The sequence below is a fragment of the Yersinia bercovieri ATCC 43970 genome (assembly GCF_013282745.1).
GTDB lineage: Bacteria > Pseudomonadota > Gammaproteobacteria > Enterobacterales > Enterobacteriaceae > Yersinia > Yersinia bercovieri.
In genome coordinates, this window is the sequence record NZ_CP054044.1 from 995,057 (window position 1) to 1,020,705 (window position 25,649).

Consider the following 25,649-nt stretch of genomic DNA (forward strand, 5'->3'; position numbering starts at 1 on the left):
AATAATTAACCGAACAACCGCATTTTGTTGGTAACGATGTTTCTATGCTGCTGACGCAGTGGCGGTGCCGTTTTCAATGTTGGCGATAATGCGGGAGTGACACTATTAGGTAATCATCCGTAACAAAGTTTTTCATGGGGGAGGAGATAGGAGGATGAGAGAACGACGGGGGTAGGCAGAAGTTCCACTGTAAATACAAATACGTGATCTGCCTTGCAAATTTCGACCTACATTATTGTGCCTGACACCACAGAATAGGCAGCAATGTTAAGTGGGTCACAATAACTCGTTGGGGGGCGTAGAGGGGGGGAGGATGATGCTGTATCCGGTTGTGACTCAATATGTCAGCGTAATGTATTGGTCAGTGCAATAACTGGCTTGCAGCTCAACATTTTTGCAATGCTGCCACCCCCTCCTCACTGAGTGATTCACGGCGATACCGGCCTGAAAGTAGGCTAGAGAATTTACAGCTAATGATTCTCAAGAAAGTGAGTACCCACAAAATTGGATAAAAGGATTGGATTATGACTCGCAGCTTCACAAAATCCGGCATTGGTAAGACCGCACGTGTTTTGGCCCTTTCAGCGTTAACCACGTTGGTGCTCTCCTCCTCTGCTTTTGCCAAGATTGAAGAAGGTAAACTGGTTATCTGGATTAATGGCGATAAAGGCTATAACGGGTTGGCGGAGGTCGGTAAGAAATTTGAGAAAGACACCGGCATTAAAGTGACCATCGAGCACCCAGATAAACTGGAAGAGAAATTCCCACAAGTGGCGGCAACTGGCGATGGCCCGGACATTATCTTCTGGGCCCATGACCGTTTCGGCGGCTACGCACAATCTGGCTTGCTGGCTGAGCTGCACCCCTCTAAAGCTTTCCAGGACAAACTGTTCCCATTCACATGGGACGCGGTCCGCTTTAATGGCAAGCTGATTGGTTACCCAGTGGCGGTTGAAGCACTGTCACTGATTTACAATAAAGATCTGGTCAAAGAAGCGCCGAAAACCTGGGAAGAGATCCCTGCGCTGGACAAAACGCTGCGAGCCAATGGTAAGAGCGCCATCATGTGGAACCTGCAAGAACCCTACTTCACCTGGCCACTTATCGCCGCTGACGGTGGTTACGCCTTCAAATCTGAAAATGGTGTTTACGACGTGAAAAACGTCGGCGTGAACAATGCCGGTGCTAAAGCGGGCTTGCAATTTATCGTCGATCTGGTGAAGAACAAGCACATCAATGCGGATACGGATTACTCCATCGCTGAAGCCGCCTTTAACAAAGGTGAAACCGCGATGACCATCAATGGCCCATGGGCGTGGTCTAACATTGATAAGAGCAAAATCAACTACGGTGTGACCTTGCTGCCAACCTTCCATGGTCAGCCATCCAAGCCGTTCGTCGGTGTTCTGACTGCCGGTATCAACGCCGCTAGCCCGAACAAAGAGCTAGCCACTGAATTCCTGGAAAACTACCTGATAACTGACCAGGGTCTGGCTGAAGTCAACAAAGACAAACCGCTGGGCGCAGTTGCACTGAAATCATTCCAAGAGCAGCTGGCAAAAGATCCACGTATTGCTGCGACCATGGATAACGCCACCAAAGGCGAGATCATGCCGAACATTCCACAAATGGCCGCCTTCTGGTATGCCACTCGCAGCGCGGTATTGAACGCCATCACTGGGCGTCAGACTGTGGAAGCGGCACTGAACGACGCGGCAGCCCGTATCACCAAATAACAGTTTCACCTGCAAAAGGGGCACGGTTCGCTGTGCCCCACCCAGTTTTCAGTCGTAATGCTGTTACTCAATAGAATCACCAAATAGTCACAAAAGGGACCATTATGCTGTTATCCCAAAGCCGTAAAAAGAGAGTTGCCTGGTGGCAAAGTGATGCCCTTAAATGGCTGATTATCAGCGTATTAAGTCTCTTCACCTGCTATTTGATCCTGTTGATGTATGCTCAAGGTGAATATCTTTTTGCCATCGTGACGCTGATTCTAGTGAGTCTGGGGCTGTATGTTTTCGCTAATCGCCGCGCTTATGCCTGGCGCTATGTCTATCCTGGCGTGGCAGGGATGGGGCTGTTTGTCCTGTTCCCACTGATTTGCACCATCGCCATCGCTTTTACCAACTATAGCAGCACCAACCAATTAACCTTCGAGCGCGCCCAATCGGTCTTGATGGACCGGCAGTTCCAAACCGGTAAAACCTTCACTTTTGGCCTCTATCCAAGCGGTAACCAATGGCGCTTGCAACTGACCAATCCCGATGACAATACCGTCCTGATTTCCGAACCATTCACCTTAGATACTCTCGGCGAACATAGCGTCAAAGTGACCCCGGCCAGTGCTGAACAGAGTGGCGAACGCGCCTCCCTGCGGATCATTACCCAGAATCGTCAGGCGCTGAGTGGATTAGTGGCTATCCTGCCGGACGGTGGCGAACTGCGCATGAGTTCACTGCGCCAATTCGCCGAAACCAGCCCACTCTACACCCTGGGCGCGGATGGCAAAGAGCTTATCAATAAGCAGACTGGCGTTATCTATCGACCCAATACCGATGTCGGTTTCTATCAGGCCGTTGGCGCTGATGGGCAGTGGGAAAATGAGAAACTCAGCCCCGGTTTTACCGTCACCATTGGCTGGAAAAACTTCCTGCGGGTGCTGCACGATGAGGGCATCCAGAAGCCCTTTATCTCCATCTTTATCTGGACCATTATTTTCTCGCTGTTAACTGTGGTGCTGACTGTCGCGGTGGGAATGGTGCTGGCCTGCGTCGTGCAATGGGACGCCCTGAAAGGCAAAGCCGTCTATCGGGTGCTACTGATCCTGCCCTACGCGGTGCCTGCGTTTATCTCGATATTGATTTTCAAAGGGTTATTTAACCAAAGCTTCGGTGAAATCAACTTGATGCTAAGTCACTTATTTGGCATCAAACCGGCCTGGTTCAGTGACCCCATCACCGCGAAAAGCATGATTCTGATCGTCAATACCTGGCTAGGCTATCCCTATATGATGATTCTGTGCATGGGGCTACTGAAGGCGATCCCTGATGATCTCTATGAAGCATCGGCAATGGATGGCGCAGGGCCATTCCAGAACTTCTTCCGCATCACTTTCCCGCTACTGATTAAACCACTGATGCCGCTGATGATTGCCAGTTTCGCCTTTAACTTTAATAACTTCGTGCTGATTCAGCTGTTGACCAATGGTGGCCCGGATATGATTGGCACCACCACCCCTGCGGGGTATACCGACTTGCTGGTCAGCTACACCTACCGCATCGCCTTCGAAGGTGGCGGTGGGCAGGACTTTGGTTTGGCAGCCGCCATTGCAACCCTGATTTTCATTCTGGTAGGCGCATTAGCGATACTGAATTTGAAAGCCAGCAAAATGAATTTTGACTAAGGAGGAGATGCAGATGGCCATGGTTCAACCTAAATCCCAACGTTTGCGTCTATGGGGCACTCATTTTCTGATGCTCTGCTTTATCGCGCTGATTATGTTCCCGCTACTGATGGTTATCACCATTTCGCTGCGGCCCGGTAACTTTGCCACTGGCAGCCTGATCCCCGATCAAATTTCGTGGGAACACTGGAAGCTGGCACTGGGCATGAGTGTGACCCATGCCGACGGCAGTGTGACCCCACCGCCGTTCCCAGTCATGTTGTGGTTATGGAACTCAATCAAGATTGCGGTGATCACCGCAATCGGCATTGTGACACTCTCCACCACCTGCGCTTATGCTTTTGCGCGTATGCGTTTTCGGGGCAAAAGCACCCTGCTCAAAGGCATGCTGATCTTCCAAATGTTCCCAGCGGTGCTCTCATTGGTGGCGCTGTATGCCCTGTTTGACCGTATCGGGCAATATCTGCCGTTTGTCGGGTTGAACACCCATGGCGGGGTAATTTTTGCTTATATGGGCGGGATTGCGCTGCACGTCTGGACCATCAAAGGCTACTTCGAAACCATTGATAACTCACTGGAAGAGGCCGCCGCCCTGGACGGTGCCACCCCATGGCAAGCCTTCCGACTGGTACTTTTACCGCTGTCAGTACCCATTTTAGCCGTGGTGTTTATTCTGTCGTTTATTGCCGCCATCACCGAAGTGCCGGTTGCCTCATTACTATTGCGTGATGTGAACAGTTACACCCTGGCGGTGGGGATGCAGCAATATCTGAACCCACAAAACTACCTGTGGGGCGACTTTGCCGCCGCCGCCGTGCTCTCCGCCATTCCGATCACCGCCGTCTTCCTGCTAGCGCAGCGCTGGCTGGTGGGTGGGCTAACAGCCGGTGGGGTGAAAGGCTAAATTATGGTGATAACGGGGAGACTGTTCCTATCGGCGCTCCGCTGGCCTACACCATTAGGGCCAGAACGGAATATTCCCCCCTCTATGCATCATCTGTTATCTGAATTTATGCCGCTGCTCGATTTGTTGTTCTTTCCCTCTGGTACTGTGTCTTTAGGGCGGCCTTAATGGCCGCCATTTTTATGATTAAAAAACTACTCTCTTTTCAATCTTTCGGTATTTGCTAAATATAGAGTCACCACCAGCAATAAAATAGATGCGGAGTAGATCAGGGTATCAATCGGATTTTCATGATCGACAATAATCAGTCGGATAATGGCGGTGATGCCGATATAGATAAAATAGCGCAGTGGGAAGTGATAACCCGACTCAAAATACTTCACAATCAAGGCGATAAACTCGAAATAGAGGAAGTAAATCACAATCCCCTCAATCAACATGTAAGAGGACGCATCCTGATTATTTATAAACAGCACCTTACCAAGATGGAAGGTCTCCTTAATCAGGAAAACCACCAAAATAGCGGCCAAAACAATCAATCCCACATTCAACAACCGTTGTAGATTTTTGGCTATCCACTGCGAACGCGAATTTTTGGCCATAAATACCCCTAGTTAAAGTCGGTAAAATTACCCGAGCCGAAAAAAAGCCCCTTACGAGTAAGAGGCTAATAAGCGCGGATCAAGGAGCTTAAGCCTGTAAGCTTAACGCCAGCTCTTGAAACAGTTAATCAACGCATTGGTTGAACTGTCATGGCTGGTCACATCGTTATCATCCGCCAACTCTGGCAAAATGCGGTTAGCCAGCTGTTTACCCAGCTCGACACCCCATTGGTCGAAGCTATAAATGTTCAGGATAATCCCTTGGGTGAAGATCTTATGCTCATACAGCGCAATCAACGCCCCCAGACTGAATGGCGTGATTTCGCGCAGCAGGATGGAGTTAGTCGGGCGGTTACCTTCAAATACTTTGAACGGCGCAACATGTGCCACTTGTTCCGGGGTTTTACCGGCAGCAGCAAATTCAGCTTCAACCTCAGCCAGTGATTTACCAAACGCCAGAGCTTCCGTCTGCGCGAAGAAGTTAGACAGCAACTTGGCGTGATGATCACTCAGCGGGTTATGACTGATAGCCGGAGCGATAAAGTCGCAAGGAACCAATTTAGTACCCTGATGGATCAACTGATAGAACGCATGTTGACCATTGGTGCCAGGTTCGCCCCAGATAATTGGGCCAGTTTGGTAATCAACCGGATTACCGTTACGATCCACATACTTACCGTTGGACTCCATATTGCCCTGCTGGAAATAAGCGGGGAAACGGTGCATATATTGGTCGTAAGGCAGGATAGCTTCGGTTTCTGCGCCAAAGAAGTTGTTGTACCAGATACCAATCAGCGCCAGCAGAATAGGCAGGTTCTTCTCGGCTGGGGTTTCGGCAAAGTGCTTATCCATGGCATGTGCGCCAGAGAGCAACTCCTCAAAGTGTTCAAAGCCCACTGACAGCGCGATAGACAAGCCGATGGCTGACCACAGGGAGTAACGGCCACCGACCCAGTCCCAGAACTCAAACATATTGTTGGTATCAATGCCAAACTCACCGACCGCTTTCGCATTGGTGGATAGTGCCGCAAAGTGTTTCGCAACATGCTTCACATCACTGGCGGTAGACAAGAACCAGTCGCGCGCGCTGTGGGCATTAGTCATGGTTTCTTGGGTGGTGAAGGTTTTCGATGCCACCAGGAACAGCGTGGTTTCTGGGTTCAGCGGTTGCAACGTTTCGGCAATGTGGGTGCCATCGACGTTAGAAACGAAATGCATATTCAGATGATTTTTGTAGGGGCGCAGCGCTTCGGTCACCATATAAGGGCCAAGATCTGAGCCACCGATGCCGATATTCACCACATCGGTAATCGCTTTGCCGGTATAGCCTTTCCAGTCGCCGCCTATCACGCGATCACAGAACTGCTTCATCTTGGCCAGCACTGCATTCACTTCTGGCATCACATCTTTGCCATCCACCACAATTGGCGTGTTGCTGCGATTACGCAGTGCAACATGCAACACGGCGCGGTCTTCCGTGCGGTTGATTTTCTCACCGGAGAACATGGACTTAATCGCGCCAGCTAAATCAGTTTCTTGCGCCAGAGCTTGCAGCTTTTCCATGGTTTCGTCGGTTATGCGGTTCTTAGAGAAATCCACCAGCATTTGATCATCAAAAGTGGCTGAAAACTTGCTGAAACGCTGGTCGTCCTTGGCAAACAGGCTGCGGATTGTGACGTCCTTCATCTGTTCAAAGTGTTGCTGTAACGCTTTCCAGGCAGCGGTTTGACTAGGATTAATATTTTTCATAGCGGCGCTCTTCTAGGCTTAAGGATAATGAAACGAATGGCCTAATTGTATCCTGTTCGGGTGTGATTGAGATCTCTTTTCTTGCGATAGGTGTTATCTCTCGAAACAACACTTGATCTGATCCCTGTTTTCTTGCTACGCCAATTCGTGTTAAGAGTTTCAATCTTAGCAGCCGCCCACATCTCAGCCAGTATCCAGTTAATTTAGTGATATGACGGGGCTAATTATTAAAGATGAAAATACCTTATAGGCATATCGTTGACAGAAAGCCGATAACCCGTTATTCCCTTGTACAGAGAAAATACAGATGCCCCCAAGCAGACACCCCTGACACGAGGTTTTTTAGATGATTTCCGCTATGCAACAACAGACTAACCGCCCCCCTTCTGCGACCGTAGTCGCCAAATTTGGCGGCACCAGTGTGGCTGATTTTGATGCCATGAGCCGCAGCGCGGATGTGGTTTTATCGAACCCGGACGTTCGTTTGGTGATCTTGTCGGCCTCTGCCGGAATTACCAATCTGTTGGTCGCCCTTGCCGATGGCTGCGAGCCAGAACAACGCGAGCACCATTTGGATGAAATTCGCCGAATTCAAGACGCTATTCTCGCGAAACTCGCCGATCCGCTGGTGATCCGCGAAGAGATTGACCGCATGTTGGAAAACATCGCTATGCTGTCAGAAGCGGCCAGTTTGGCGACCTCGGCGGCACTGACGGATGAGCTGGTCAGCCACGGCGAGTTGATGTCGACCCTGCTGTTTGTCGAGCTGCTGCGCCAGCGCCAAGTGGCGGTAGAGTGGTTTGATGTGCGTAAAATCATGCGAACCAATGACCGTTTTGGTCGCGCAGAACCGGACACCACGGTATTAGCGGAACTGGCCCAAACCCAGTTGGCCCCGCGCATCCAGCACGCCATTGTGGTGACCCAAGGGTTTATCGGCAGTGAAAGCAAAGGCCGAACCACCACCCTTGGCCGTGGCGGTAGTGACTATACCGCCGCACTGCTGGGCGAAGCACTTAACGTCAGCCGCATTGATATCTGGACCGACGTGCCAGGAATTTACACCACTGATCCACGGGTGGTGCCATCGGCAAAACGCATCGACAAAATTGCCTTTGAAGAGGCGGCTGAAATGGCAACCTTTGGCGCCAAAGTATTGCACCCTGCCACCCTATTACCGGCGGTGCGCAGCGACATTCCGGTGTTTGTCGGCTCAAGCAAAGATCCCGCCGCTGGCGGCACCTTGGTGTGTAACGAAACCGAAAACCCGCCCCTGTTCCGCGCCCTGGCGCTGCGCCGCAATCAGACTTTGGTGACCCTGCATAGCCTGAACATGCTCCATGCCCGCGGTTTTCTGGCCGAGGTGTTTAACATTCTGGCGCGCCACAATATCTCGGTGGATTTGATCACCACCTCAGAAGTGAGTGTGGCACTGACACTGGATACCACCGGCTCGACATCAACGGCAGGTAGCCTGCTGACCACCTCGCTGCTGACCGAGCTATCCTCCCTGTGCCGGGTAGAAGTGGAGGAGGGCCTGGCGCTAGTGGCGATTATCGGCAACCAGCTGTCACAGTCCTGCGGTGTGGGCAAAGAGGTGTTTGGCGTGCTCGACCCATTCAATATTCGCATGATTTGCTATGGTGCCAGCAGCCATAACCTCTGCTTCCTGATCCCGGGCAGTGATGCCGAAAAAGTGGTGCAAACCCTGCATCACAATTTGTTTGAGTAAAACGCTGTTTGAAAAATATGAGATTTGAATAACAGTTAGACTGCGTAACAAACCGGGCAATTTCGTCCGGTTTTTCATATCTGACACTGACAATTAAAGATGCTCGCTTTATATCGATGGTCTGTATTGTGGCTATTATCAGTGCAGTGGTGGCGTATTTTCTCCCCCATGCTATTTCCTTCCACAAAAAAAAACCAAACAACATCCAGCATTAACCTGAATATACTTTAATTAAATCTGAATCCAGCCATTCAATGTCAGATTAATATTAAAATATAATTATCTTGCTATCATTTCTGAATATCCCTTAATCCCGCTATTTACCTGTCGTTCTTACTTCTTAGGGACGGTAATTGTGCTGCCCGTAAATTTGACTCAAGGATGGAGAAGAAGGGCCTGCTCATTAATTTGTCTGGTCAGTACATCTCCCCCACCGGACATTATGATCAAAAAACGTACTACACTGTGGCTATTATTGAGCACGGGCGCTCAAGCTAATACGATGCCAGGGATAGACATCCCCTTCCCCATTGATGAGTCACGTCAGAGCTTACAAAACAGCAGTAATGAAATTAATCACCTAATAGAAGAGCGCCGTAGAACACAACTTAAACAAATAGAATTAATACCAGATGTTGAGAGCAATGCACCAGAACTGGAAAACACCGAACAATGCTTACCCATCAACGGTGTTTATATTCAGGGTATTACCTTATTAACGCCCGATGATTTAACTCAGTTAAGTGCCATACCTGAAAAATGTATTGGCAGTGAAAATGTCAATATGTTGGCCCGCGAACTCACTCATATTTATCTGACGAAAGGCTATATCACGACACGTATCCAGTTTATACCAACCGATACTGATGGTGAACTGGGCTTGAATGTCACCGAGGGCTTTATTGAAAAATTTGAAAGTGATGATCCAGAGTTAAGTGGTGAAACTATTTTCCCGAACATGATCGGTAAGCCACTGAATATTACCCAGCTTGACCAAGGGCTAGATCAAGCTAACCGCTTACCTTCAAACAAAATAACTGTAGATATCTTACCGGGCACCCTACCGGGAGGATCAATTCTCAAACTCAGGAATACCCGTTCACAACCCTGGCACCTGACGACATCACTCGATAATTACGGCAATGAATATACCGGAAAGTGGCTAAGCCGCAATACGCTCTCATTTGATAATCCGCTTGGGCTATCAGATTCCATTAGCTTAAATATCACAGACACCACCGATAACCCGCAAAAAAATTATAGCCGTGCCTACTCGCTATTTTATTCCGTTCCCTACGGCGCATTAACTTTCAGTGGTTTTGGCAGTTACTCCGAATACCTTTACCCAGTGCAAATGCAGTTTAATACCATCGAACTGCAAGGTAAAACTCAGCAACATGGATTACGCACTGATTATGTTTTCTATCGCGATCAAGGTCAAATTAATGGCCTGAGCGCCCAACTGACCTATAAGCAGGCTGAAAACTACCTTAATGACCAAAGAATCGCTGTCAGTAGCCCAACACTCACAGTATTTGAATTAGGTGTTAATCATCTGCACATTTTACCCACAGGCATATTCAATATTAATTTTAGCATTGAGCAGGGATTATCATTGCTGGGTGCTGACCAGAATTTGTCAGCCCGTTATCAGGATAGCCAATTTTCCAAAGCTAAACTCGCCGTGACCTCCAATCAATATTTCAAACTATTTGATGATTTTTATCTATTTAGTAATCAGTTCTACGGCCAATACTCCCACGATCGCCTACCGGGTATCGAATGGATAAGTATTACCGATAGCAGTGCTATTCGTGGTTTTAGTCGTAATACCTTATCAGCGGATAATGGCTGGTACTTACAAAATACGCTATCGCACAACATTGCACTGGGTGATATCACCCTAACACCGCGCCTAGGCCTTGATGTTGGCCGCATTCAGCAACAACAACAACAACAACAAAATTGGGCCAGCGCAATGGGGCTTAGTGCAGGTGCCAGTATCAATTATCGCGATCTTAAATTGGATATTGAGGTCAATCGTGGCCGATTATTATCTGCCACCTCACCGATAAAAGATCCAACACAAATTATGGCACGTTTTTCCTATTCCTTTTAATTAATCCGTCGCCAATTTTCAGCATTTTTACCAACACCAAAATGTAAACATAACTGGAGATATAAAGTGAAAGGCAATAAGTTCAAACTCTCTCCCGCAGGTAAATTGGCGGCAGCTATCGGTATTATTTCAGTTTCAATCGCCACCTGTTATGCAGCCGGTATCGTCGGTGCCGGCGATAGTGCCCATCGACCGGATATCAATAAGCAGATGGAGATAGATATTATTAATATCGTTCCTCCGTCAGCATCAGGATTATCACATAACCAATACCAGGAGTTTAATGTTAATAATTATGGCGCAGTATTTAACAACTCAACAACAGGGGGGCTTTCACAACTTGCTGGCCAGTTATCCGCCAACCAAAATCTCAATGGTCAGGCCGCCAATATTATTCTTAACGAAGTTGTTGGTCGCAACCCATCATTGTTAATGGGTAAGCAGGAAGTATTTGGTATGGCGGCAGATTATGTATTAGCTAACCCTAATGGTATTACTTGTAGTAGCTGTGGTTTTATTAATACCAACCGAAGTTCATTGGTTGTTGGTAATCCACTGGTGGAACAAGGTGTACTGCAAAGTTTTAATACTGCCAATAGTGGTACTAACCGTTTGGAGATGACGAATTCAGTCACCACTAGCGGCATATTAGATTTAATCGCGCCAGTGATTTATAGCGACGCCAATATTACCGCCGGTGAAATTAATGCCCTATCTGGCCATAACCAAGTCTCTGCGGATGGCAAGCTGATACAGACCATTAATAAAAACGCAACCAAACTCGATAGTACTTATTTAGGAGGGATGCAAGCTGGGCGAATTAATTTAATCAGTACCAGTGAAGGCAGTGGCGTAAAAGTCAATGGTAATTTAAGTGCAACGCAAGCGATTACGACTTCAATTGCGGGTAATCTTGATTTACAGGCGGCTAATTTGCAAGGTGAGAATATTGACCTTAAAGCCAATAATATCCGTGCCATCGGCAAGATTCAAGAAAGTAAAAATGGCAATAACACCACTCAGAGCCTGAAACAAACTAAGCTGGCAGGCAAAAATATTAGGATCGTTGCCAATAAGAAAGCGCACCTTACTGCAACAGAGATTAAGGGTAGAGATATCTCGCTTCAGGGAGGGAGTATCCAGCTGGATACGGAAACACTCACTGATACCCAATCCAGTTATTCCAGTGACGGTAAAAACGGATTTTTAGGAATTGGCAAATGGAATAAATCCCAAAATAAAACAGACACACAGCAAATTAATCTTGGCACGGCTATTACTGGGGAAAACAATATTTCTCTAATATCAACTGATGGCGATATAAAACTGTCAGGTACAGCGATAAATGCAGGTAAAAACCTATCGGTCAACGCTAAGAAAGATTTACACCTAGAAAGTACAGTTATGGATAATTCGACCCATGACAAAGGCCATGATTATGCCCATACGATCAAAGATATCACTTGGGATAACAAAACCACCACCCAAACACTAAATCAAACCACGCTTAAGGCGGGCGGAAATTTGGGACTAACGGCAGAGGATAAAATCACGGTGAGTGGCGTTAAGGCCTTAACTGACGGCGATTTATTCATTAATGCTAATGAAGTCAATATTGATGTGAAAAAGACCATAAATCAGAAAACAACAGATGGTAAGCATGAAAGAAGTATGGGATTAGGTGGTAACGACCACAATAATAACAATAATATTGCAGAAACTAGCCACCGCTCAGAAATAACAGCCGATGGTAAAATGCTGGTTATTGGCAACAATGGCGTCTCTATTACTGGCAGTAAAGTAAAAGGAGTCGATGATGGTTATGTTCAAGCAGCAAATGGTGGCATAAGAATTGATAACGCAGTGAGTGTTACCACCACAAAAATTGATGAGCGTACTGGGGTGGCCTTTAATATTACCGGCAGCTCTCATAAAGCGAATAACAGTAATGAAAAAGTCATCGGCAGTGAATTGGTTTCAGACGCAAATCTTAAAGTTATCAGTAAAGATAATGTCGACGTTATTGGCAGCATGATAAAAAGTGCCGGTGAATTGGGTATTGAAACACTGGGCGACATTAATGTTAAGGCCGCAGTAGAACAGCAGAAAATTGATGAGCAAAAGACCAAGCTGACTATCGAAGGTTTTACCAGTGATAATGGCAAAGATCAATATAATGCTGGAATCAAATTAGGCCACAGCAGTGAAAGTGAGAAGACCACCCATATTAAAAATCAAGGCGCGACCCTTGAAGGCGGTACGGTCAACCTGGATGCAGGCAAAGATGTCTCCTTCACTGGGTCTACATTGACCACCACAGGTGATGCCCATATTAAGGGCGAAAATGTGGAATTCCTCGCGGCACAAGATACCACCAGCAGCGAGAAAAAGAGTGAGAGCATCGGGCTAGAGGCTCACTATACTGGCGGCATGGATAAAGCCGGCAGTGGTGCGAATTTCAACTATGAAAACTCTACCACACAGAGTGATAAATCCACCGCAGTAGTTTCTGGTTCAAACATCGCGGGCAATCTGGTGATTAATGCGACCAACGACCTAACTAATCAGGGAACATCACATGTCGTGGATGGCGGTTATCAAGCCAACGCCACCACCGTCAATAATCTGGCAGCCACTAACAGCGAAAAAACTACCACGTCGGGCACCAAGGTCGAAGTGGGTTTCGAAGCCAATGTTAATTACAGCGAAATGACCCGGCCGATTGAAAAGGCTATCAATGCAGTTCAAGACCCGAATGTTGCCGATGCTATGGAAACCTATGAAGGATTACAAGACATTAATACACCTAATGCCGGGGTTGATTTATCAGCTAGCGTGGGTGTGAAAGACACTAGCCTGGATAGCACACGATCCGTTGTAACCACAGTCAAGGCGGGTGATATCGATATTAATACCACCGGTGCAATAAAAGATCAGGGGACCCATTATAACGCCGAAAAAGGCGCGATAAATCTGGATGCAGCCAGCCATACTTCAGAGGCCGCAGTTAATCGTGTTGAGCAACAGATTAAAGAGACCTTTGGCAAAGCAGATCTGCGGATCTCTACCAATACAGGCAGTGACATCTCCATTGCTGGCAAGGGGAGTGGTGGCTCTAAAGAACAACACGTCAAAGGTGAAATAGCGCAGGTAGGCAGCATGAATGCGGCTAATGGCGTCACTATCAATGTGAAAGAAGATGCGATTTATCAAGGCACCAATATCAACGCGGGTAGCGGAAAAACGACGATCAATGCGGGGGGAATATTCACGTTAATCAAGCGACTAACCTGACCAGCGAAAACCATAATAATGTTGATGCCAACGTGTCAGTGGATTTCAGTACTAACGCTAAAAGTAAAGAATTGGCGGCGAAATTAGCCGGCGGGCAAAGTAAAGGTGAAAGCAGTACCTCTATTGCCCAAGTCAGCAATATCCAAGGCCAGCAAGGGGTGGAACTGAATGCCGGGAAGGATTTGACACTCACGGGCACATCGTTTGGCAGCAAAGAAAAGGCCACCGGTGATGTTCTGCTCACGGCTGGCGGGAAAGTGGATATGCAAGCCGCACAATCACAATCGTCCAAACAAGATATGACCTGGTCAGCTGGGGCCAATGCAAAAATCAGTAAAAGTACCGGTAAAGATAAAAATAGCAAAGGAATGGGTGGTGGCCTAGAGATCAAGGTCGCTAGCACCGATGAATCGGCCCTCAGTCATCAGGGAAGCGTTATCAATAGCAACGGGACGTTGACGGTAAAAGCGGGTAGTAATGATAAGGAGGCTATTCATATGCAGAATGCCAATATTACCAGCCAGCATACGGTTCTGACAGCCAATAATGGCGGCATCGTCCTGGAGTCAGCGCAAGATAAAGAGCACAAAAATAACTGGAACGTTAACATCGCCGCAAATGCTGGTCAGAATACCTCCGTTAAAAAGGATGACAAAGGTATCGTTGATCAAGAAAGCCGTGCGAAGACGCATGATATCGGCGCTAAATTAAATGTTGGCGTTGATAAACTGAATTCCGTCACCCAACAAAATACGCAGATCAACAGCAATGACATTGTCATGAACAGTGCGAAAGATGCCATGCTGGCCGGCGCTATCATCGCCGCCAACAATATTAATGGCACGATTGGCGGCGACCTAAAAATTCAAAGTCGCAAAAATGAGCTGAACAAAACCAATGTCAATGTCGCACTAAATGCTGGCCACAGTAACGAAAAAAGTGACAGTATGATTAAGCAGTTAGCCAATGCCAGCCCAATTGGCTCTGATAAAATCAAAAAAAAATTAGACGAAAAATCCACCAAATTATTCGACAAAGCCGAAACTAAATATGACCAATTATCCAGCAAATCCACCACAAATGAAGAGGACAACGTCAAACTCGTCAGCTATACCAAAGATGGGAAAAAAGTGGCGTTAGACGAATCAACGGATGAAGAGGAAACCAAAGATAAATGGTGGCAAAAAGGTGCAAAATCCGTCGGTAATAAAGTCAAAAGCAACGTTCAGGAAGATCAAGTCAAAGGGGGCAAAGGGGGTGCTCTAATTGATGTCAGCGTAGTTGAGAACAGCGCCGTTGAGACGCAATCAGCCATTAACGGTAAGCAGAGCGTTAATCTGGACGTCAAAGGCAAAACACAACTGACTGGCGGGAAAATATCCAACCAAGATCGCGATGTTGCGTTGAAAACCAATGGCCTTGAGCTACAAGATGTTAATGGTAAACACACTAAAGGTGGGGCCAGAGTGAATGCCTCCTCCTCCGTCGGCGATATTATGAAAAATAGTTATAGCGACATTAAAAACGGTCAAATACCGTTGATCGACGCTCACGGTAGTTCTGAACAGAAAAATGCAGTAGCGGGGGTAACTCGAGGCTAACATTCACCAGCCAAACCCGCTAAACGCGGATTAAAAAAGGAGGTAGCCATTACTGGTTATCTCCTTTTTATTTTGTCTCATTAGCAAGTTAGGTGTTAATCCGCGTCATAACCCAGATTTGGCGCTAACCAGCGCTCAACCTCGGCCACTGGCATCCCTTTACGGGCGGCATAGTCCTCCACCTGATCCCGCTGAATCTGCGCCACGGCAAAATATTTACTCTCTGGATGGCTAAAGTACCAGCCCGATACCGATGCCCCCGGCCACATGGCGAAAGACTCGGTCAGTTTCATACCGGTGTGAGTTTCCACATCCAGCAACTGCCAGATTTGGCCTTTTTCCGTGTGCTCTGGGCAAGCCGGATAACCCGGTGCAGGGCGGATGCCCTGATAGTTCTCGCGCACCAGCTCTTCGTTGCTCAGATTTTCATTGGGTGAGAAGCCCCAATACACTTTGCGCACCCGCTCATGTAGGTATTCTGCAAAAGCTTCCGCCAGACGATCTGACAGCGCCTTAATCATGATTTTGTTGTAGTCATCATGTTGAGCATCATAGGCGTCAGCCAGTGCATCCTCCTCCAGCCCGCCAGTGACGGCAAAAGCACCGAAGTAATCCGCTTTACCACTGGATTTAGGGGCAACATAATCGGCCAGACAGTAGTTCGGGAAGTCTGTTTTCTCAGTTTGCTGGCGCAGATGATGGCTGACCACCAGCACTTCGTCGCGCCGCTCATCACGGTAAATCTCAATATCATCACCGACACTGTTGGCCGGGAACAGGCCCACCACCCCTTTCGGGTGCAGCAGATCCTCCGCCGACAGCTTATCCAGCAGCTCATTGGCATCAGCAAAGACGCGCTTAGCCTCTTCGCCCACCACTTCATCTTCCAAAATCCGTGGATACTTGCCCGCCAGCGACCAGGTCATAAAGAATGGCGTCCAGTCGATATAATTACGCAAAGTTTCAATGCTGGCTTCCACCACCTGCACACCTAATTTGTGCGCGACGGGTGGCTGGTAGTTTTCCCAATCGATGACCGTGTGGTTCGCCCGCGCAGTGGGTAAACTGACGGGGGGAGTACGCGGTTTTTTACGGGCATGTTGGATACGGACGGTTTCATACTCTTTGCGGGTTTTCGCCACAAAATCATCACGTTGAGTATCAGATAATAACGCGGAGACCACGCCAACACTGCGCGAAGCATTAGAAACATAGGTGGTCGAGCCACTGTAGTTCTGCTCGATTTTCACCGCAGTATGGGCTTTGGAGGTGGTCGCGCCGCCAATCAGCAGCGGCAGTGTAAAGCCCTGGCGCTCCATCTCTTTCGCCACGTTAACCATCTCATCCAGCGACGGGGTAATCAGCCCGGATAAGCCGATGATATCGACCTGCTCTTCCCGCGCCGTGCGCAGAATTTTTTCAGTCGGCACCATCACGCCTAAATCGATAATTTGGTAATTATTGCACTGCAACACCACGCCAACGATGTTTTTACCAATGTCATGGACATCGCCTTTCACTGTCGCCAGCAGGATCTTGCCCGCCGTGGTCCCTTTCTGTTTGCTGGCCTCAATATAAGGTTCGAGATAGGCCACCGCCTGTTTCATCACCCGGGCTGATTTCACCACCTGCGGCAGGAACATTTTCCCCTCGCCAAACAGGTCACCGACCACATTCATCCCCGCCATCAATGGCCCTTCAATCACCTCAATGGGCCGATCCGCCTGCTGGCGGGCCTCTTCGGTATCCAGCTCAATAAACTCGGTGATCCCTTTCACCAGTGAGTACTCGAGGCGCTTCGTCACTGGCCAGCCACGCCATTCCGCTTGCTGAATCGCCACTTCACCACTTTTACTGCTGCGGTATTTCTCTGCCAGATCCAGCAGGCGCTCGGTGCTGTCACTGCGGCGGTTGAGGATCACGTCCTCGACGGCATCCCGCAGCTCGTCGGACAAATCATCATAAATCGCCAACTGACCGGCATTGACGATCCCCATATCCATGCCGTTACGAATGGCGTAATACAGGAACACCGCGTGAATCGCTTCACGAACCGGATCATTGCCACGGAAGGAGAAGGAGACATTGGAGACACCGCCAGAGATCATGGCGTGGGGTAGTTCAGCTTTGATATCGGCGCAGGCTTCAATAAAATCAACAGCATAGTTGTTATGCTCTTCAATCCCGGTCGCCACGGCGAAAATATTCGGGTCGAAAATAATATCTTCCGGCGGGAAACCCACGGTTTCCGTCAATATTTTATAGGCGCGGCGGCAAATCTCAATTTTACGGGCGCGGGTATCCGCCTGCCCCGCTTCATCAAACGCCATCACCACCATGGCGGCACCATAACGGCGAACCAGCTTGGCATGATGAATAAAGGCTTCCTCTCCCTCTTTCATTGAGATGGAGTTGACGATACCTTTGCCCTGAATGCACTTCAGCCCTTTCTCAATCACCTCCCACTTCGAGGAGTCAATCATGATCGGTACTCGCGCGATATCTGGCTCGCCAGCGATCAGGTTGAGGAAGCGCACCATGGCCGCCTCTGCGTCCAACATGCCCTCATCCATATTGATATCGATAATCTGTGCGCCGCTTTCAACTTGCTGGAGGGCGACTTCCAGCGCTTCATCATATTTCTCTTCTTTTATCAGCCGCTTGAAGCGGGCAGAGCCTGTTACGTTGGTGCGCTCGCCGACGTTAACAAACAGTGTATTGGCATCAATGGTCAGCGGCTCCAGCCCCGCCAAGCGGCAGGCGACCGGGATATCCGGCAGTTGGCGCGGCGGCACGCCAGCCACCGCTTTAGCCATCGCCGCAATGTGCCGTGGTGTTGTCCCGCAGCAACCGCCGACAATATTCAGGAATCCGGCACGCGCCCACTCGCCAATCTGCTCCGCCATCTCTTTGGCGTCGAGATCATATTCACCAAAGGCATTCGGCAAGCCGGCGTTCGGGTGCGCACTGACATAATATTCAGAGATGCGCGATAACTCCGCGACATATTGACGCAACTCATCTGGCCCCAAAGCGCAGTTCAGGCCAAAGGAGAGCGGCTTAACGTGGCGCAGGGAGTTGTAAAACGCTTCGGTAGTTTGGCCTGATAGGGTGCGGCCCGAGGCATCAGTAATGGTGCCCGAAATCATCACCGGCAGCAGCACGCCCATTGCTTCAAATTCAGTTTCAACGGCAAAGGTGGCGGCTTTGGCATTCAGGGTATCGAAAACGGTTTCAATCATAATCAGATCGGCCCCCCCTCAATCAGCGCGCAGGTTGACTCCCGATAGGCTTCGACCAGTTGATCAAAACTGACGTTACGAAATGCCGGATCATTCACTTTAGGGGAGATAGACGCGGTGCGGTTGGTCGGGCCAAGCACCCCGGCCACATAGCGTGGTTTGTCCGGTGTGCGGGCCGTCCATTCATCGGCGCAGATGCGGGCCAGACGGGCGGCTTCATAGTTGATCTCCGCCGACAGCGACTCCATCTGATAATCCGCCATCGCAATAGTGGTGGAGTTAAATGTATTGGTTTCGAGAATATCAGCGCCCGCTTCCAAGTAGGCATTGTGGATGGCGGTAATAACTTCCGGTTTGGAAAGCACCAGTAAGTCATTGTTACCTTTCAGATCACTGGGCCAATCGGCAAAACGCGCGCCACGGTAATCCGCCTCTTCCAGCCGATAGCTCTGGATCATGGTGCCCATACCGCCGTCCAGCACCAAAATCCGTTGTGCCAGTTGCTGATGTAACTCCTTAACCTTATTCTTTGTGACTATATCCACCACTGCCGCCTCTTTACCCTGTTGTAAAAATAATCCATTCGACATACCCGTTTGACATCCTAGCACAAGTTACTCACGTTATGAGTCCACTCACAGTTGAGACTTTTTCAGGTAGAAAACCTGACTCATCGGATGAGCGTTTTTGGGGGTTTTCATGCATAATTGAAAAACGAAAATGAATTCCATAAAAATGAAGATGAGGCTGATTTATGGCGTTACCGATTCCAATTAAGCGGGGCAAGAAACCCAAGGCAGCCGCACAAACAGCTCCCGCAGCAACCGGTCAGGTTCAGTCACTGACACGCGGGCTTAAATTATTGGAATATATTTCCGAAGCGCAAGGAAGTGTGGCACTGACGGATTTGGCACAGCAAGCGGGTTTACCGAACTCAACCACTCATCGATTGCTGACGACCATGCAACAGCAGGGTTTTGTCCGTCAGGTGGGGGATTTAGGGCTTTGGACCATGGGTTCCCATGCTTTTATTGTCGGCAGTAGTTTTTTGCAGAGCCGTAATTTGTTGGCAATGGTTCACCCGATGCTGCGCCGTTTGATGGATGAATCCGGCGAGACGGTGAATCTGGCGGTGCTGGATCACAGTGATTATCAGGCAATTATTATCGATCAGGTGCAGTGCACCGCGCTGATGCGAATGTCCGCACCTATTGGCGGTAAGCTGCCCATGCATGCCTCCGGAGCGGGTAAAGCCTTTCTCTCCACCCTGAGCGACGATCAACTGGTGCAGCTGTTACATAAAAAAGGGTTGCACGCCTACACTCAGCATACCCGCACCAATCCGGCCAGTTTGAAGGAGAATTTGGCGCTGATCCGCAAGCAAGGGTATTCGTTTGATGATGAAGAACATGCCCTCGGCCTGCGTTGTATCGCCGCCTGCCTGTTCGATGAACACCACGAAGCCTTCGCCGCGATCTCCATCTCCGGCCCGGTATCGCGCATCACCGACGATCGCGTCACCGAACTTGGCGCACTGGTCATCCACGCCGCGAAAGAGATAACCCAATCCTACGGCGGCGGGAGTCGCGGTTAGGATAATGAAAAATAAAGTTAAATCCTGTCGATCGGTGAGAACAGGCAGATCGTAAAGACGCCGTAAATACTTCCCTGTAGGCTCGAGCCGCGCCGCCCTGGCGCGGACGCTTTACTCTTCTACCCGCCCTCACCGCTCTGGATCGCGTTACTCTCAGCAGCGATTTTTACCCCCAATCAAGGCGTAGCGAGCGAAAGGAGTTTGGGTGCGCCCTGCGCGCAGTAGCCGTCAAGAGATCACCCGCTGGGAGAAGCGCTGCTTGCGTCGATAAGCAAAAACATCCTCCACATACCCATCCCGAATTCGCGCCTGCAACCCACGCCAATAACTGGCGTGGAACAGGTCACTGTGTACCTCCTCAAAAAAGTGTCTTATTTTCAAGTCGGTACATAAGAAGTGGCGGAACTCTTCGGGGAACACATCATTGGGTGACACGCTGTACCACGGCTCACTCGCCATCTCATCTTCTGGATAACGCGGAGGGGGGATGTCGCGGAAATTCACCTCGGTCATATAGCAAATTTCATCATAATCGTAGAACACCACGCGCCCATGGCGGGTCACGCCGAAGTTCTTAAATAGCATGTCGCCGGGGAAGATATTGGCCGCAGCCAGCTGTTTGATGGCATTACCATACTCTTCGATAGCATCCTTCAACTGCTGATCATTCGCCTGCTCCATATAGATATTCAGTGGCGTCATTCGCCGCTCCATATACAGGTGCTTAATGATGATTTGATCGCCTAAATCTTCCAATTTCTCCGGCACTTCCCGCTGTAGCTCAGCTAACAGTTCAGGGCTAATGCGGTGCTTATCGATCACAAAATTTTCATACTCTTGGGTGTCAGCCATGCGCCCGACACGATCGTGCTCTTTAACCAGTTGGTAGCACTCTAAAACCCGCGCCTGAGTGACCTCTTTTTGCGGGGCAAACTGATCTTTGATCACCTTAAACACCCGATCAAATGAGGGTAAAGTGAAGACCAGCATCACCATGCCTTTGACCCCCGGCGCAATAATAAACTGCTCACTAGATTGATGGACGAAAGTGAGATATTCACGATAGCTTTCGGTTTTACCATGTTTCTGGCAGCCAATCGCCATATACAGCTCAGCCGTCGATTTACCCGGTAAGATCTCCCGTAGCCATTCGACCATGGCCGCAGGCAGTGGCGCGTAAACCATAAAGTAAGAGCGAGCAAAGCCAAACACGATGCTGGCCTCGGCCTTGCTGGTCAGACAGGTATCGATAAATAGCGCGCCTGATTCATTGTGATGAATAGGCAGCAGGAATGGGAAGATCCCCTCCGGTAGTCGCAGTTTGCCCACTAACCACGCGGCTTTGTTGCGATAAAATAGCTCATTGGCGATTTGAAACTGGGCATCGACAAGTTGCTTATCAGTAAAGTTCTGCCGCAGGGCCGCCGCAATATAGTCGATATCTCGTGGCAAGTTCTCCCACGGTAACCGCAGCGGCAAGTCATTGAGCACCATCTGTAACATGCCGCTCAAATCCCCCTTGGGAGCAAAGTCGCGGGCTAAAGGGCGTGGGATCTCACGAAAGCGCCGCTCCGGTTGTGAGCTGAAAACAAACAGCTTATCCGGCGTTAAATCGCGGTGTTTGAATAAGCGGCAGTAAACTGAATTAAAAAAACTTTCCGCGATTTCAAAGCGCGGGTAATCCGGTAACAGCTCGGTATAGATCTCTTTGACCCGCGCCAGAAAGGCGGCATCAAAATGGCGTTGGTCGGTGATGTGCTTGAGCTGTTCAACCACTAATCCCACGTGGTGGTCATAGAGATGAATACGTTTTTTCATCGCCTGCTGTACCGCATGCCAATCTGCTTGCTCAAAACGGTGCTGGGCGCTGGCGGTCACCTCAAGAAAACGGCCATATTGTGCATCGAATCCCTGCAAAATTGTCTGAGCGATTAATTGTTCTAATTTTACCGCCATGCTCACCCCCTGCCATACGGAACAGAGCCTGCATAAGCAGGCTCCTGATAAAACATAAACTCATCAATCAGTTGCTTAGAACTGCTGCTCTTCCGTCGAGCCAGTCAGTGCTGTGACTGAGGACTCTCCGCCCTGAATGATATTGGTGACTTTATCAAAGTAGCCAGTACCCACTTCTTGCTGATGGGAGGCAAAGGTGTAGCCGCGTTCAACGGAGGCAAATTCCGGCTGCTGCACTTTCTCCACATAGTGCTTCATGCCCTCACCTTGCGCGTAGGCGTGGGCCAGGTCGAACATGTTGAACCACATGCTGTGGATACCCGCCAACGTAATAAATTGATATTTATAGCCCATCGCGGAGAGATCCTCCTGGAAGCTGGCGATTTGTTGGTCGGTCAGGTTCTTCTTCCAGTTAAATGATGGCGAGCAGTTATAAGCCAATAATTTACCAGGGAATTTAGCGTGAACCGCATCGGCAAAACGTTTCGCCAGCGCCAAGTCCGGCGTCGAGGTTTCACACCACACCAAATCGGCATAAGGGGCATAGGCCAGACCACGGCTGATGGCTTGCTCGATACCCGCATGAGTGCGGAAGAAACCTTCAGCAGTGCGGTCGCCGGTAATAAATTCGCTGTCATAAGGGTCGCAATCGGAGGTCAGCAAATCCGCCGCATCAGCATCAGTGCGCGCAATCAGCAGCGTTGGCACGCCGAGCACGTCGGCGGCTAAGCGGGCAGCAACCAGCTTCTGAATCGCCTCCTGTGTGGGCACCAAGACTTTGCCGCCCATATGGCCGCATTTCTTCACCGCCGCCAATTGATCCTCAAAGTGAACGCCAGCCGCACCGGCTTCAATCATCGCTTTCATCAATTCAAACGCATTCAATACGCCGCCAAAACCCGCTTCAGCATCTGCCACAATCGGCAGGAAATAGTCGGTATAGCCTTTGTTGCCCGGCTCAATATTATTCGACCACTGAATCTGATCCGCGCGACGGAAACTGTTATTAATGCGTTTCACCACCGCTGGCACCGAGTCGACCGGATACAGCGACTGGTCCGGATACATGCTGGACGCAGTATTGGCATCGGCAGCAACCTGCCAGCCCGACAGATAAATCGCCTCGACACCGGCTTTTGCCTGTTGTAATGCCTGACCGCCCGTTAGCGCCCCCAGACAGTTGATGTAACCTTTACGTGATTCGCCGTGTAGCAACGCCCACAATTTTTTCGCGCCATGCTGCGCCAGTGTGCATTCCGGGTTAACTGAGCCGCGCAGTTTGATCACTTCTTCAGCGCTATAGGGGCGGGTGATCCCCTTCCAGCGCGGTGATTTCCATTCCTGTTCCAACTGCTGAATTTGTTGAGTACGAGAGGTTGTCATGGCGATATTCCTTATTACTTAATTTTGTAGGGTTAAATAGGGCGTTATACCCAAAGTTATTGGAGTTGCAGGTAGGCAGCAAGCGAGCGCATCCCGATGAGCTGACACTAGTCAGTGATTCGGGTAAGTGAACGCAGCTAACACCGCTGCAGCTTCAAGAACGAAGGGTATCAGGCAAGTAATGCGTAGCCCGGTAGTGTCAGGAAGTCGATAAGCTCATCTTGTGTTGTAATTCGCTCCATCAGACGAGCGGCTTCTTCAAACCGCCCACCATCAAAACGTTCTGCGCCAAGTTCAAGCTTCACTACCTGCATTTCTTCACTCAACATGCTGCGGAACAGCGCTTTCGTCACCGTCTGACCATTGCTCAGGCTTTTCTGGTGATGAATCCATTGCCAGATAGAAGTTCGGGAGATCTCAGCCGTGGCGGCATCTTCCATCAGGCCATAAATCGGTACACAGCCATTGCCTGATATCCATGCTTCGATGTATTGCACCGCGACGCGGATATTGGCCCGCATCCCCTCTTCGGTGCGATCGCCAGTGCAAGGCTCCAGCAATTCAGCGGCAGTGATCGGCTGGTCTTGCGCGCGGCTCACCTCTAATTGATTTGGCCGATCACCCAGAACTTTGTTAAAGACCTCCATCACGGTATCGGCCAGACCTGGGTGTGCGACCCATGTTCCATCATGGCCGTTGCTCGCTTCCAGCTCTTTGTCCGCGCGAACTTTATCCAATACCAGCGCATTTTTTTCTGGATCTTTATTCGGGATAAAGGCCGCCATCCCCCCCATCGCCAGCGCACCACGCTTATGGCAGGTCTTAATCAGTAAGCGAGAGTAGGCGCTCAGGAAAGGTTTAGTCATGGTGACCGACTGACGATCGGGCAGCACACGATCACTGTGATTTTTCAGCGTTTTGATATAGCTGAAGATATAGTCCCAACGGCCACAATTCAGGGCAACAATGTGGTGGCGCAGGTGGTAGAGGATCTCATCCATCTGGAATACCGCTGGCAAGGTTTCGATTAAGACCGTGGCCTTAATGGTGCCCTGTGGTAGATCGAAACGCTGTTCGGTAAAGCTGAAAACATCACTCCACCAAGCCGCTTCCTGATAGGACTGCATCTTTGGTAGATAGAAATAGGGGCCGCTGCCATTAGCGAGCAATAACTTATAATTATGGTAGAAATACAACGCGAAATCAAATAAGCCACCGGGGATATCTTCCCCCTGCCACTTAACATGTTTTTCTGGTAAATGCAGGCCACGAACCCGGGCAATTAACACCGCTGGATTGGGTTTTAACTGATAAATCTTGCCGGACTCATTCGCATACGAGATGGTGCCTTTGACCGCATCGTGCAAATTAATCTGACCTTCAATGACCTTATCCCAGCTGGGTGCCAGCGAATCTTCAAAATCGGCCATAAAGACTTTCACATTTGCATTGAGGGCATTAATCACCATTTTGCGCTCAACCGGCCCGGTGATTTCAACGCGACGATCACGTAAGTCCGCAGGTATGCCTTGAACTTTCCAGTCACCATCACGAATGGAATTGGTTTCCGAAATAAAATCAGGCAACGCGCCCTGGTCAATCGCTTGTTGCCAGGAGGCCCGCGCAGCAAGGAGTTTGCTACGCGGCTGCGCAAACTTAGCCACTAATTCAGCCAAAAATTCGATAGCTTCATCAGGCAAAACCTGCCGCTCAGCACTGCTAAAATGCTGGGTGAAAACTAACTCCGTGCCGACTATCTGTTGTGTCATTACCCTTCCCCTTACCCATCTCACGATGTTCACATCAACGCTAACACAGCGTCACTCTTGGACTCTTATCGGGAAATACGCTTCGACTGTAATATTGAAGGCTGAATTTCATGGTCATTTTTCACCCCGACAGCACTAAGAATAATCAATTAATTATTAAAATCAAAAACGATTTCCATTTTTACTTAAAATATTTTTTTAATCTTTATTTATCATATCGTTAACATATAAGTGTAAGGTGAATGGATAGGAAGTCGCTTCCATTAACCTAATTTTGGTGAGATAACTTATTGTTTAT

Annotated in this window: 11 protein-coding genes and 2 pseudogenes; 7 read left to right on the forward strand and 6 right to left on the reverse strand. The window is 49.2% G+C overall.

Features of this window, described 5'->3' with window-relative positions:
• Nucleotides 1-524 precede the first annotated feature (524 nt).
• The 3 genes from malE (at nt 525) to malG (ending at nt 4,310) form a co-directional block, all read left to right on the forward strand.
• Nucleotides 525-1,736, forward strand: a complete 1,212-nt coding sequence (gene malE / locus HRK25_RS04530) for a maltose/maltodextrin ABC transporter substrate-binding protein MalE (protein WP_005271231.1) — start codon at nt 525-527, stop codon at nt 1,734-1,736.
• Nucleotides 1,737-1,840: 104 nt separating this feature from the next.
• The gene (gene malF, locus HRK25_RS04535) at nt 1,841-3,406 is read left to right on the forward strand and encodes a maltose ABC transporter permease MalF (protein WP_005271230.1); all 1,566 of its coding nucleotides are present in this window, start codon (nt 1,841-1,843) and stop codon (nt 3,404-3,406) included.
• A 13-nt stretch (nt 3,407-3,419) separates the two neighbouring features.
• Nucleotides 3,420-4,310 (forward strand): maltose ABC transporter permease MalG, encoded by an 891-nt coding sequence (gene malG / locus HRK25_RS04540; protein ID WP_032896651.1) that lies wholly within the window; start codon nt 3,420-3,422, stop codon nt 4,308-4,310.
• Nucleotides 4,311-4,504: 194 nt separating this feature from the next.
• Here malG and psiE read toward each other — a convergent pair whose 3' ends face one another.
• Together psiE and pgi are read right to left on the reverse strand one after the other, a co-directional pair.
• Nucleotides 4,505-4,912 carry a phosphate-starvation-inducible protein PsiE gene (psiE, locus tag HRK25_RS04545; protein WP_005271228.1) on the reverse strand — a complete coding sequence of 136 codons (408 nt, stop codon included), beginning with the start codon at nt 4,910-4,912 and terminating at the stop codon, nt 4,505-4,507.
• 102 nt (nt 4,913-5,014) lie between these two features.
• A complete protein-coding gene (gene pgi / locus HRK25_RS04550) occupies nt 5,015-6,661 on the reverse strand; it encodes a glucose-6-phosphate isomerase (protein WP_005271227.1) in 1,647 nt (548 codons plus the stop codon).
• Nucleotides 6,662-7,007: 346 nt separating this feature from the next.
• On the opposite strand from pgi, the gene lysC reads away from it, so the two are divergent.
• From lysC to HRK25_RS04565, 3 genes and pseudogenes are all read left to right on the forward strand, one after another.
• A complete protein-coding gene (lysC, locus tag HRK25_RS04555; RefSeq protein WP_032896582.1) occupies nt 7,008-8,393 on the forward strand; it encodes a lysine-sensitive aspartokinase 3 in 1,386 nt (461 codons plus the stop codon).
• A 442-nt stretch (nt 8,394-8,835) separates the two neighbouring features.
• Nucleotides 8,836-10,512 carry a ShlB/FhaC/HecB family hemolysin secretion/activation protein gene (locus tag HRK25_RS04560; RefSeq protein WP_005271225.1) on the forward strand — a complete coding sequence of 559 codons (1,677 nt, stop codon included), beginning with the start codon at nt 8,836-8,838 and terminating at the stop codon, nt 10,510-10,512.
• A 66-nt stretch (nt 10,513-10,578) separates the two neighbouring features.
• A pseudogene (locus HRK25_RS04565) lies at nt 10,579-15,407 on the forward strand (hemagglutinin repeat-containing protein).
• Between the two features lie 95 nt (nt 15,408-15,502).
• Here the strand turns inward: HRK25_RS04565 and metH are convergent.
• Nucleotides 15,503-19,197 (reverse strand): annotated as a pseudogene (metH, locus tag HRK25_RS04570) (methionine synthase).
• Between the two features lie 206 nt (nt 19,198-19,403).
• Here metH and iclR point away from each other — a divergent pair.
• On the forward strand, nt 19,404-20,243 hold the full coding sequence (gene iclR / locus HRK25_RS04575; protein ID WP_005271210.1) for a glyoxylate bypass operon transcriptional repressor IclR: 840 nt from the start codon (nt 19,404-19,406) through the stop codon (nt 20,241-20,243).
• Nucleotides 20,244-20,471: 228 nt separating this feature from the next.
• On the opposite strand, the gene aceK is transcribed toward iclR, so the two are convergent.
• The 3 genes from aceK to aceB all read right to left on the reverse strand — a co-directional run bounded on the left by aceK (nt 20,472) and on the right by aceB (nt 25,351).
• Nucleotides 20,472-22,199 carry a bifunctional isocitrate dehydrogenase kinase/phosphatase gene (gene aceK / locus HRK25_RS04580; RefSeq protein WP_032896580.1) on the reverse strand — a complete coding sequence of 576 codons (1,728 nt, stop codon included), beginning with the start codon at nt 22,197-22,199 and terminating at the stop codon, nt 20,472-20,474.
• Nucleotides 22,200-22,274: 75 nt separating this feature from the next.
• On the reverse strand, nt 22,275-23,582 hold the full coding sequence (gene aceA / locus HRK25_RS04585) for an isocitrate lyase (protein WP_005271204.1): 1,308 nt from the start codon (nt 23,580-23,582) through the stop codon (nt 22,275-22,277).
• A gap of 170 nt (nt 23,583-23,752) precedes the next feature.
• Complete coding sequence (gene aceB, locus HRK25_RS04590; RefSeq protein ID WP_005271203.1) at nt 23,753-25,351, reverse strand: malate synthase A; 1,599 nt, start codon at nt 25,349-25,351, stop codon at nt 23,753-23,755.
• Nucleotides 25,352-25,649: the final 298 nt, after the last annotated feature.